The sequence below is a fragment of the Ruegeria sp. CDSC042 genome (assembly GCF_059610745.1).
Genome location: NZ_JBXWOF010000005.1, coordinates 148,074 through 159,907, shown reverse-complemented (window position 1 = coordinate 159,907; position 11,834 = coordinate 148,074). Strand labels below are relative to the sequence as shown.

The window sequence follows — 11,834 nt, the reverse complement described above, 5'->3', positions numbered from 1 at the left end:
GTTTTCCCTTCAGGGAATAACTACTGGCATTGGCAAAGGCACGATGAACTTGCCGCCAGCGGCTTCGAAATCAGCCATCTGCTCGCGGATTTCGTCAAAGAAGTTCCAGGCCAAAACCAACAGGTAATCAGGTTTGCGTTCCATGACCGCTTCGGGGGCCAATACAGGAATAAGCTTGCCCGGCGAATACAGGCCCTGTTTCAACGTGTTCCGGTCAACCAGAAAATCCAGAGTTTCCGTGCCGATATCAAAGTAGTTCAACAGCGTGTTACCCTTAGCGGGCGCACCGTAGCCAGCAATCGTTTTGCCAGATGCCTTAAGCTCGGCCAGCATGGAAACAAGGCTTTCCTGCATCGCGTGAACACGCTCGGCAAATGCTTCGTATGCCTCTTTGTTGGTCATGCCCGCGGCATTTTCGTCAGCCAGCATATCAGCAACAATCGGCGCCGGGGTTTTGTTCAGCGCGGCGGGTTGCATGAACACGCGCATCGAACCGCCATGAACCGGCAGTTTTGTAACATCCACTACATCGAGCCCAACGGACTGGCCCAGTTTGACGACGGACAGAAGGCTCAGTTCAGAGACATGTTCGTGATAGACATTGTCGAACTCGTTGGTCTCGAGGATCATCTTGCCCCAAGGCACTTCGATGATGAAGACACCGTCGTCGGTCAGCAGGTCCAGCACACCTTCGGTAAAGCCGTGCAGATCGTCGATATGGTTGAAGGTATTCGTCGTCGTGATGACGCTGGCTGGACCTTCGGTTTCGCGAATCTGCTGTGCGGTGGCGCGGTTGAAAAAGTCGACATGGACCCGGACGCCCCGTTCACCTGCGATCTTGGCAAGGTTGGCCGCCGGGTCGATGCCCAATGTGCGCCCGCCCTGATCATTGGCATGGGACAGCATCAGACCGTCATTACAACCGATATCAATGATCAGCCCACCTTGCGCACGCTCTACCGCGACCGAGGCGAGTTCGGCGAAATGTGTATGCATTGTTGCCGCACCGGACGGGACATAAAGATAGTCCGTAAAGAAATCAGCAGGCACCTGATCTGCAACCTGGATCAAGCCACAATCCAGACAGGCCTGAGTATTCAGCGGGAAAGCCGGTTGCGGAACATCCTTTTGCTCGGGCCGTGCGAACATATTGGCGGGCGGGTGATCGCCCATCGGCAGCACAAGCATAAGGTTGGTAGACCGGCAGGTCCGGCAGGTCGTGCGAACAGACGTATTGATGCTTTGATCGTTCATCAGACCAGTGCTCCTTGGAATTTCAATGCAAATTCTTCAAATTTTGCATGCATATAATCGATTTGCGCTTGTATCAGACCATGGTGACAAGCCAGCAGAATACCCCCGCGCATAACCGCATCGGAATTGGGATAGCCTGCGGGATCTGCTCGGTATTCTACTTGCTTCATGGCAGGCTGACGCAGAATGTTTCCGGTAAAGACGGGCCGAGTTTGGATGTCAGAAGTCTCAAGAAATATCTGCATCTCGCGCCGCGTGAATGGGGCACCTTCGCGCAATGTCAGCGGGAAGGCCAGCCACCCGGTGCGCGAGTTCGGCAGTTGTTCAGGCAGGATGAACCAGTCTTCATAGCGGGCAAAAAAGGCGCGATGAGCAGCGAAGGCCTCTTCGCGCACGCGGATGTTGTTGTCCAGTTTGCTCAGCTGCACCAACCCGAATGCCGCGCTGATTTCCGAAGGTTCAACGTTATAGCCAAGATCCTCGAACAGAAATTTGGCATCATACTCGATCCCGTCCAGTTTGACGTTGAACCGGTTCTCGATGGCCTCGGATTCCACAAACAGCGAGGACGACCGCCCCCAGGACCTCAGCAAAAGCGCCTTGCGGCCAAGCTCTTCGTCATTCACGCACAACATGCCGCCATTCCCGGCGCCATTGATGACGTGGCTGCCGTAAAAGCTGGTGGTAGAGACGTCGGAATAGACGCCCGTGCTTGTACCGTCGATGGTTGCGCCCAGCGTGTCAGCGCTGTCTTCAATTACCTTCAGACCATGCGCATCGGCCAGCTCGCGGATACGGCGCCAATCTGGCAGGTTTCCGATCAGTGACGGGATCATGACGGCAGATGTATTTGGCGTGATCATGCGTTCGATCGCGTCTACGTCGATATTATAGGTCCCGACCGCGGCATCCACAAATGTCGGGATCAGGCCCTGACGGACAAGCGGAGCAACCGTCGTGGCAAAAGTCAGGGCCGGAGTGATAACTTCGCTGCCCTTTGGCAAGTCCAGAATCTCGACCGCGAGGTAGTTCGCCGATGACCCCGAGTTCACCATGATGCCGTGGCGTTTGGAAAACAAAGCAGCCACTTTTTCCTGCATCTCGCGCACTTTGGGGCCCATCTGGGTGGACGTTTTCAGAACTTCGACAACCGCGTCGATCTCTTCCTGGCCATGCACGGTTTGACCGTAATTCACTCGCATTATTCTTTTCTCCTCAATAACCCGCTATTGCGCGGCGACCGGAGCCCGGTCGAAATCCCGTGAAGACATCAGGTCACTGTAGAACCCGATCTGATTGTTTGTGATCCCACCCATCTCCGCACCGGCGGCATGGGCCTTGTACCAGTCTACTGTCAGGCGAACGGCTTCGGGCAATGTCAGTTGCGGACGCCAACCCAATCCCGTTTGCGCCTTAGTGCTGTCCAGTCGAAGAATACCTGCCTCATGCGGCGCGGCAGATGTCTGTTCAGCAGACGCCATCGAAAACTGTGGCGCTCCGTCGCCCCAGGCATCCTGCATCAAGGTTGCCAACTGCCGGACATCCACCGTCCCCGACACATCAGGGCCAAAATTCCAGGCGCCAGCAAAGCTTTGCCCATCCCGATACATTCGCGCGGCCAAGGCCAGATAGCCCGACAGCGGTTCAAGAACATGCTGCCAGGGGCGCACGCTGAGCGGGCTGCGGATAACCACCGGTTCGCCCGCCTCGGATGCGCGGATCACGTCGGGGATAAGCCGATCTTCGCCCCAGTCGCCCCCTCCGAACACATTCCCGGCCCGGACTGTTGCAAGTTGCGGCCCATCCGCTGATGAAAAGAAGGAATGACCATAAGATTGCGCCACAAGCTCGGTACAGCCTTTCGAGGCGCTATACGGGTCCCTGCCGCCCATCGGATCGTTTTCGCGATAACCCCAGGTCCATTCCTTGTTGTCGTAACATTTGTCACTGGTGACAACGACCACCGCCTTCAGTGAGCGCATCCCCAAAGCGGCATCCAGAACATGGGCCGTTCCAGATACATTGGTCGCAAAGGTTTCGGCAGGATCCCTGTAAGACCGGCGCACCAAGGGTTGGGCGGCCATGTGGAACACGATTTCAGCGTCCACGCCTGACAGTGTATCCAGCACCGCCTGACGATTGCGGATATCCGCAATCCGACTGTCGGTCAGCCCGTCAACAGAACAGGCATCAAAGAATGAATGCCCCTGTTCGGGAGGCAGTGACAAGCCTGTCACCTCTGCCCCCAGACGCCTCAGCCATGCACAAATCCACCCGCCCTTGAATCCGGTATGCCCGGTCACAAGAACACGGCGGCCGGCAAAAACGCCATCAAACTGAGAATTGACCTGCCCGCTCACGGTTCACCTCATATCGCCAGAGCTGGGTAGCTCTTGCCCGAACCTTCGTTGAAATTAAGCCAGGGCGGCGTTTCACCTTCGCACAGACCGTCCAGCGTATTCCTGTCGCGCAGAGTATCCATCGGATGCCAGAACCCATCGTGGCGATAGGCCATCAACTCTCCGTCGCGGGCCATCTGGGTCAGCGGGGTCTGTTCCAGCGGCTCATTGTCATCAACCATATAGTCCAAGACGCCCGGCTCGAAGACGAAGAAGCCGCCATTGATCCAGGTTTCGCGATTGCGGACCTTTTCTGTGAAGGCGTCAACCCTGTCGCCCTTGAGCTCGATGTTACCAAACCGCGCCGGGGGCTGAACCGCAGTTACGGTCGCCAGCTTGCCGTGTGATTTGTGGAAATCAATCAGTGCATTGATGTCGATATTTCCCACGCCGTCCGAATAGGTGCACATGAACGGCTCATCAGGAGTCAGCCAATCCTTGAGCCGACGGATACGACCACTGGTCATGGTATGCGCACCGGTGTCGACCACTGACACATTCCACCCGCCCGGAGCAGAAGGGACCAGTTGCAATTCCCCAGTGTCCAACGATACCGATATATTGTTGGCGATCAGGTGATAATTGGCAAAGAACTGCTTCAGCAGCAATGCTTTGTACCCGGCAGCCACAACAAAATCACGATGTCCGAAATGGCTGTAGATATCCATCACGCGTGCGATGATCGGACGCCCGCCCACTTCAACCATGGGCTTGGGAATGGAAACCGTTTCTTCGGCCAGACGCGAGCCTAGTCCACCAGCCAGAAGTACCGTTTTCATTGTCTATCCTTCCTTTATTCGATCAATAGAATTGATGGTCATGTGAATGGGCCCGCCCAGGAAAAATATAGGCAGGTTGAGTCGCGCAAGCACTGGTCATTGTTCAGCCCCTGCAGCTTTCAAGTATACCACACCTTGGCCGTAGCGGTTGTTCAGACCTGATAATTCGACCGGGCGGTAGTTGTTTGCTCGCGCATAGCTCAACAATGGGGCTTCCAGAACGGAATCGTATCCAAGCAGGAAAGCCGAAGGCGGGTTATCTGCAAACAGAGCCGGTAAGTCTTCGGCGCCTGCCATCACGTATTTGCCGGCAAGTTCCGGATCCGTGAAGGGTGCAATTCGGTAAGCGAATGGCCCCGTTGCAAATTCTGGATAAACACTCAGGCCCGCCTCAAGCGGATAGATCGGCAGCAAAGTCGCGACCGGACCATCAGGCAGTGCACTGCCTGCCACCGCATCCCGCAGGACAGCGCCGGAACCGGCAAAACGGGCCGAGGTGAACTTCGAAGGCTCTGTCAGCGAGACCAGGCCCATCCCGATACGCGGGAGTCCCAGGATGACCATCAAGACAATACCTGCCGCAAGCACAGGCACTGCCTCGTGCCGCCGTGGCGGGTCAAGCCGACGGAACAGAACCGCGAGCAGCAGAGGCAGACAGACCAGAGGCTGGATATAATATTGCGGGAAACCGGGCGTTGGGACAAAAGCCATCGAGGCAGTCAAGATAATGATCGCCAGAACAACACCACCATGCCGCAGTTGCGAGGGCTGCATTTCGTCGACACGCGCACCACCACGCAGGATAATCCAAAGCACGGACAGAATGGCCATAACCATCACCAGGCCCACTCCGGCCACCCATGCCGAATGGGCCAGCATCAACTTGCCCGACAATCCCAGGGCCAGCCCCGGTTCTGTTGCGGCGTTGGCCTCCCAATAGGCGACATGTGGTCCGGTGTGAAACCCCAAGACATGCGCCAGAAAGACGCCCGGATCAGCGAGCATGAAGGCAAACAGGGGCAAGGCCCCGATCAACCCTCCGATCAGCAGCGGCAGAACCACGGCTTTCAGTCGTCGTGCCATCGAAACATCCGCAGGCAACAAGAATGCGGCAAGAGCAATCGGCGGAATAAACAGTACCGCACTGACCTTCATCCCCGCCGCAATAGACAATGCGACGCCCGATAGGACCAGCGTCAAAAATCGCGGCGCGGGCTTTGACGTCTCGATCAAAAACAGGCCAAGCCCGATGACCGCAAATGGCAGTGGCAACAGATTGTTGGTTGCGGCCATACCGGCACCGGTCAGAAACAGCTCGCATGTCACGATGCCGATAACTGAAAAGACGGCGAGAACCGGCGATCCCGACAAGCGCAGCGTTACCCAGCCAGTCGCAGCGATCAATCCAAGCCAGGCCAGAAACAGGCCGATCCGAGCGGACCCCAACAGGCCGAACTCATCGAACAGAATGCCGGACCCAAGATAATACCACGCCGAATAAGGGACGTGATTGTAGAAGAAGTCCGAATAAAGCTCCCACTCTCCGAGCAAACGTGCCGGAGGGACGAACATCAGCTCATCCCGGCGCAGATCATAGGTCATCAGGCGGCCGAACAAACCGGCAATCAGCAACACAAGCCCCAGACCAGCGGTCACGATCCCAAGCATAGCACCCATGCGCGTACTTGACGGGGTGGTGCCCTTAAAGCTTGATATTCTCGCATCGCTCATCTCAGCCCCTCCGATCCAACGCCTGACCCCGGCCAAGCGCACGCGAAATCATGAGGTAAGACAATATGACAACCGGCCCCAATGCGACCGCCTGTGCCAGATAGGGATCAAGCCCAACCTGCATCAAACCGCGCAAAAGCAGCGCATTCACAAAATACAGCACGACATAAGACATCGCATATAGCGGGAAACGGCGGTATCCCTGCACGCCAAAGACAAACCGGGCGTGGATACAAAAATTCCAGATCACACCCAAGATAAACTGAAGCAGAAGCGCAAGCTGTGGATGCATGCCCGCAAAAATCAATAGGGCAAACACGCTGTAGCCAAACGCCGTGTTGATCAGGCCAGCCCAGAGAAACCGTACCACCTGCGCACGTTCTTCTGACGGCGCGAAAGCCGAGCGTATATTAAGCCTCGCCATCAAATGTTGGCCCTTTCGGCGGAAATATTAAACACAGAAACCAAATTCGGCAAAATAACCGACACTAGAAAACAATTCTTAATCAGCTGCCAGCGGGCAACAGTTCCGGGTTTTCTCCTTCAGACTGACTGACTGCATTTGCTGCGTTTGTGCCAGCGCTTTTGAAAATGGGCTTAGACGAGAATTCCGAGATCGGAACCGGACGCAGGCCATTTGCACCATACCCTGGCACCAACTCTTTCAGCAGGCGTTTGGCAGCCAGTTCGTCACCTTCTGCCGCAGCCTGTTCCAGTTTCCGGATCATGGCGCGCAGGCGGGCAACAGGAATGCCCTCGGGCCGTGCGGACCCGACGCCCGGAATGCCACATTCGTGGCGCTTTTCAGACGCATCAAACAATTCCTCGAACAGCTTTTCGCCTGGACGAATACCAATGAATTCGATGTCGATATCCTCATAAGGCTTTAGCCCGGCGAGGCGGATCATCCGTTCGGCCAAATCCACGATCTTGACCGGCCGACCCATATCCAGAACGAAAATCTCTCCGTGGCTGCTTTCCATTTTCAACCCACTGGCGGCCGCAACCAGAGTCAGTTGCACGGCCTCACGGATGGTCATGAAGTACCGCTCCATCCGGGGATCAGTCACGGTCAGCGGACCACCGTTCGAGATTTGACGTTGAAACAGCGGGATCAGCGAGCCCGACGACCCCAGAACATTGCCAAACCGTACCGAGAAGAACCGGGTTTCTTCCTCGGTTCCGTTGGTTACACGGTCCTGCGCCTGAACGTAGAACTCAGCAACGCGCTTGGTTGCACCCATCACACTGGTGGTGTTTACAGCCTTGTCGGTGGAAACCTGCACCATCGCGATAGCACCATAGTTCCGGGCCGCATCCGCGACGTTACGGGTTCCGATCACATTGGTCAAAACGCCCTCGCAGGGATTCATCTCAACCATCGGAACATGCTTCAGGGCTGCGGCATTGAATACCAGCTCGGGGCGATGACGTTCAAAGATGTCATTCACACGCGACGCATTGCGAATGCTTGCGATATACATCCGCCGGGGAACATCTGGAAAGTTCTGCGACAAATCCATGTCGATGGTATAGGCGTTGAACTCGCAATGGTCGATCATCACCAGTTCCGCCGGATCGAAAGAGGCTATCTGACGTGCCAGTTCGCTACCGATCGAACCACCGGCACCGGTCACCAATACGCGGCGCCCACGGAACATCTCGCGCAACATCGAGCGTTCGACAGCTTTTTGTGGCCGCTCGAGAATTTCTTCCGGGTTGATAATACAACCGTTGGCCGCATCCTGGCCTTCTTCCCCAAGACCCGGCACGCGTGAGACAGCGATACCGTTGGATTCACACCAGCTGGTCAGCTTGCGGATGCCGTCACTTTCAAAATGCGTGATCGGTTCGGTCAGGAACAAGCGTCTGGGCAAATGATCCCAGGCTTTAAGCCGCTCGACCACGCGATCGGCATCCAGAAGAGATCCGATAATCTGAACATCGTGGAAATACAGCCCCATGGTATTGCGCGCATCGTCAATAATGCCCACCGGCTGATACTTGGAATGCGTATTCCGCAAAGACCTGACAAATAGATCACAACTTGCACCCGTGCCAACCAAAAGCACCGGAACCTTGTCCTGATGTTCGGCCATCAACCGCGCATTCTGGCGATTCAGCTCACGGCTACGGGCAACTACACGCAGGGCACTGAGCAGAAGGATCATCAAGCCAAGCTGAATAATGAAAGCAGCGAAGGGTACAGCCTTGGTCACTTCGAAAACTGCACTGGCAGCCATGAGGCACAGGACCAACATTGTCGATCCCCGCAGAATCAGACGAATGTCTCGCAGTGATGTCGAGCGTGTGTGGCGCCGGTACATGCCCGCAAGCGGGAAAACCGCCAGTCCAATCAGGCTGGACAAGAGCATCAGCGGGAACATGGCTGGCGCCATCTGTTGCGCTACCGTTCCACCATTCGCAAGATTGATTGCCACTACGGCTGAGAAAGACGAAGCAACAATGTCTCCAAAGACTAATCGATGATTGGCACGCAACTCACTAACAATCTGCGTTTGCCAGCAATGAAAACCCGAAACCATTTACCTCACCCCTTTATCTCATCACCGGCTCAATTCCGATCGAGAATTACTCGTACATCGTTACCCAACAGGGTCCTGCAGCATCAAAACATTGCCACAGCTCCCAACTGATCACTCACAGACCGCTTGCAGCTGTCCTATATAAACCAAAGGCTCGCGATCAGATGATCAACCGAAAGCCTTGTACCCGTATCTTTGTTTTGCCCCCTTCACTTGAGCTTGTCTCAATCGCCCAAGTTGAACACACTCACTTCACTCGTTAATAATAATAATTCGCGCAAGTAACAAAATTGTTCCTCTGGTTCGCCGGTTAGCGCAATTTCTTCAATCTCCTTCAACGCTAACATACGTTTCCGCGCCCTCAAAAGTAATTTCTTCACACTTCATTAACGAATTGCAGCGTTTTCTGAAGTACTCTTTGACTGATATTTTGCTGAGGGTTGCAGAATTTCCTCCCTGTTTCGGCTGACTTGAGCGCCGATTGACCTAGCGTAAACAAGAGAAATGCTAATCTCACGGGGAAAATTACAGTCATTTTCTCAATCCGATGAAATCTTCGGGGGCCGCTGTCCGGGTCTCAATATTGCCCAATCGATCCACAATAAGCCCCTATCGGGGCATTGTGAACCAAGACGCAACAAAGATGACAACTCCTTTCGGCCAATCCTCTAATGAGTCGCAGGCCGGTTTTCCTGACAAAGGCTTTGTGAACTTGGCGCATGCTTGGAAAAATTTCCGCATAGTCAGGGTGCCGGTCAGCTCTGCCGCTTGAATCGAGAATCGATTTGGGATCAACTCAGCCCAGACTTCGTATCAGTGCGCCGGAACTTGGATCCGGCCAGCAGGATGATCCGGGGAGATGTTGGTTCTTGGTTTGATATTCGTAGTTTTCAGCTACAGTTCTTGGGTTTGAATATGAACAGATTTCTCGAAATACTGTGTTGCCTGATCGCGGGCACGATCGCGCTGCCCTTTTTTCTGGCGGGTTGTGTGATTGTGCTGTTTTCGGTCGGGCAACCTTTGTTTTTTGGCCAACGGCGGGCAGGCTGCAACGGGCGCGTCTTTCGCATCTGGAAGCTGAGAACAATGTCCGACACACGCGATCAAAACGGGGCTTTGCTGCCAGATTCGGAACGTCAGACAAAAACCACCAAGCTTCTGCGCCGCGTAAGGCTGGATGAGATGCCCCAGCTTGTGATCATCTTGCGCGGAGATATGGCCCTTGTTGGCCCCCGTCCCCTGCTTCCCGAAACCATCGAAGAGTTTGGAGACAATGGGCGGTTGCGCTGCACGGTTCGGCCCGGTCTGACAGGGTGGGCTCAGGTCAGCGGCAATACCGCGCTTTCAAATGACGAGAAGCTAAAGCTGGATCTATGGTATGTCGCGCACCGGTCACTGTCGCTTGATCTGAAGATATTGTTCGAAACCATTATGGTAGCCTTGGCCGGAGAGCATAAACGCCCTGACCGAATTCAGGCCGCAGACAACTGGCTGGACAGCCGAAAGGAGACACCTGCATGAAGACGGTATTTGTGGGGGCGGTCGAAGGATCACATGTCGCCTTATCCGCCATATGTGCCCGAGGGTTTGTACCGGATTTGGTGGTGACACTACCGCCGGACTTGTCTCACCGGCACTCTGATTTTGCAGATCTCAAACCCACTGCAGATCGGTATGATATTCCTGTCCACTATACCGCCAAAAGTGACTCGGCCGGAACAATCAAAACCATTCAAGCCGTAAAACCTGATCTGATACTGGTCATCGGGTGGTCTCAGATTTGCGGGCCGGAATTTCGGGCCCAGGCAAAGATCGGATGCGTCGGGTTTCACCCATCCGCCCTGCCCCGTCTGCGCGGGCGCGGTGTAATCCCCTGGACTGTCATATTGGGCGAAACCGATGTAGGCGCGTCATTGTTCTGGCTTGGCGAAGGGGCCGATGACGGCCCGATTGCGGCGCAAGCTCGATATGCGGTCGATCCCGACACGGTAACAGCGCGCGAGCTGTATGACCGGGCGCTTCAGGCCCTGACGCAGCTGCTGCCTCAGCTTTTGACACAAATCTCCGAAGGTGACATCCCGGCGGCGCCGCAACCGGAAACCGGGATCAGCCTTTGTGCGCGGCGGCGGCCCGAGGACGGCCTGATCGACTGGACCAGACCGGCGGCAGAGATTAACCGGTTGATACGCGCAGCCGGGCCGCCCTATCCCGGCGCTTACACGTATTCTGCATCCGGTGAGAAGTTGGTCCTGCTGGGTGTACAGAACACCGCCCTGCAGGGCTACTATATCGGCCTGCCTGGTCAGATACAGGCCATCAAAGGAAACCGGTTTACGGTCGCCTGTGGGGATGGGAAATGTCTGGACATCATAAACTGGACCGGCGCCGATGCGCCGCCCGATCTGCACTCAAAGCTCAGGAATTCCGAATGACAGCGCTGACACCTTTTGACGGACAGGACGGACCGGTACTTGTGGTTGCTCCGCACCCGGATGATGAAGTCCTTGGGGCTGGCGGCACCATCGCACGACTGGCAGATGCAGGTCGCGCAGTCCATATCGCGATTGTCACAACGGGTCGGTCGCCCCGGTTCAGCACGGAACAGATCGCCAATGTACAGGCCGAAGCCCGGGCCGCACATGAGCATCTTGGTGTGACGCATACGCACTGGCTGGACTTCCCTGCCGCCGAACTGGCTGAGCACCCCCATGGTGACCTGAACGCAGGTCTGGGGACGCTGATCCGTGACCTCGACCCAAGTGTCATCCTGGCGCCGCATCCCGGCGACATCCATCTGGACCACCAGTTGAGTTTCCTTTCGACTTTGGTGGCAAGCCGACCTTATCAGGACAAATACCCGACGACGATCGCGGCCTATGAGACGCTGTCCGAGACAAATTGGAACGCGCCATATCTGACGCCGCCGTTCGTGCCAAACATGTTTGTGGACATTTCGGATACATTGGAGCGTAAACTGGAAGCCTTCCAGTTATTTGCAAGCCAGGTCAAACAGCCCCCGCACGAGCGTTCGGTTCAGAGCTTGAAAGCGTTGGCAACTTTGCGTGGCGCGACGGTTCACCGGGCCGCGGCTGAGGGCTTTGTCTTGGTCAGGTCGGTTATCTGAC

Annotated in this window: 10 protein-coding genes; 3 read left to right on the top strand and 7 right to left on the bottom strand. The window is 55.7% G+C overall.

Annotated elements, in window-relative coordinates:
- Nucleotides 1-9: 9 nt before the first annotated feature.
- The 7 genes from AC2FHX_RS12525 to AC2FHX_RS12495 form a co-directional block, all read right to left on the bottom strand.
- A complete protein-coding gene (locus tag AC2FHX_RS12525) occupies nucleotides 10-1,254 on the bottom strand; it encodes a class I SAM-dependent methyltransferase (protein ID WP_496701899.1) in 1,245 nt (414 codons plus the stop codon).
- Nucleotides 1,254-2,456 carry a DegT/DnrJ/EryC1/StrS family aminotransferase gene (locus AC2FHX_RS12520; protein WP_142636227.1) on the bottom strand — a complete coding sequence of 401 codons (1,203 nt, stop codon included), beginning with the start codon at nucleotides 2,454-2,456 and terminating at the stop codon, nucleotides 1,254-1,256. Before AC2FHX_RS12520 ends, AC2FHX_RS12525 begins: the two co-directional genes overlap by 1 nt.
- Nucleotides 2,457-2,480: 24 nt before the next feature.
- Complete coding sequence (gene rfbG / locus AC2FHX_RS12515; RefSeq protein WP_496701901.1) at nucleotides 2,481-3,614, bottom strand: CDP-glucose 4,6-dehydratase; 1,134 nt, start codon at nucleotides 3,612-3,614, stop codon at nucleotides 2,481-2,483.
- 8 nt (nucleotides 3,615-3,622) lie between these two features.
- Complete coding sequence (gene rfbF, locus AC2FHX_RS12510; protein ID WP_142636222.1) at nucleotides 3,623-4,432, bottom strand: glucose-1-phosphate cytidylyltransferase; 810 nt, start codon at nucleotides 4,430-4,432, stop codon at nucleotides 3,623-3,625.
- A 96-nt stretch (nucleotides 4,433-4,528) separates the two neighbouring features.
- Nucleotides 4,529-6,163, bottom strand: a complete 1,635-nt coding sequence (locus tag AC2FHX_RS12505; protein ID WP_496701903.1) for a glycosyltransferase family protein — start codon at nucleotides 6,161-6,163, stop codon at nucleotides 4,529-4,531.
- Nucleotide 6,164: 1 nt separating this feature from the next.
- Nucleotides 6,165-6,587 (bottom strand): GtrA family protein, encoded by a 423-nt coding sequence (locus AC2FHX_RS12500; RefSeq protein WP_496701905.1) that lies wholly within the window; start codon nucleotides 6,585-6,587, stop codon nucleotides 6,165-6,167.
- A gap of 82 nt (nucleotides 6,588-6,669) precedes the next feature.
- Nucleotides 6,670-8,604 carry a polysaccharide biosynthesis protein gene (locus AC2FHX_RS12495; protein ID WP_496701907.1) on the bottom strand — a complete coding sequence of 645 codons (1,935 nt, stop codon included), beginning with the start codon at nucleotides 8,602-8,604 and terminating at the stop codon, nucleotides 6,670-6,672.
- Nucleotides 8,605-9,624: 1,020 nt separating this feature from the next.
- On the opposite strand from AC2FHX_RS12495, the gene AC2FHX_RS12490 reads away from it, so the two are divergent.
- Genes AC2FHX_RS12490 through AC2FHX_RS12480 form a run of 3 tightly spaced genes read left to right on the top strand, consistent with a single transcriptional unit; the run spans nucleotide 9,625 to nucleotide 11,833 of the window.
- On the top strand, nucleotides 9,625-10,230 hold the full coding sequence (locus AC2FHX_RS12490) for a sugar transferase (RefSeq protein ID WP_281972943.1): 606 nt from the start codon (nucleotides 9,625-9,627) through the stop codon (nucleotides 10,228-10,230).
- Nucleotides 10,227-11,141: a methionyl-tRNA formyltransferase gene (locus AC2FHX_RS12485; protein WP_496701909.1), complete on the top strand. Its 915-nt coding sequence runs from the start codon at nucleotides 10,227-10,229 to the stop codon at nucleotides 11,139-11,141. The genes AC2FHX_RS12490 and AC2FHX_RS12485 overlap by 4 nt, the downstream gene beginning before the upstream one ends.
- Nucleotides 11,138-11,833, top strand: coding sequence for a PIG-L deacetylase family protein (locus AC2FHX_RS12480; protein ID WP_142636210.1), 696 nt, complete (start codon nucleotides 11,138-11,140; stop codon nucleotides 11,831-11,833). The genes AC2FHX_RS12485 and AC2FHX_RS12480 overlap by 4 nt, the downstream gene beginning before the upstream one ends.
- Nucleotide 11,834: the final 1 nt, after the last annotated feature.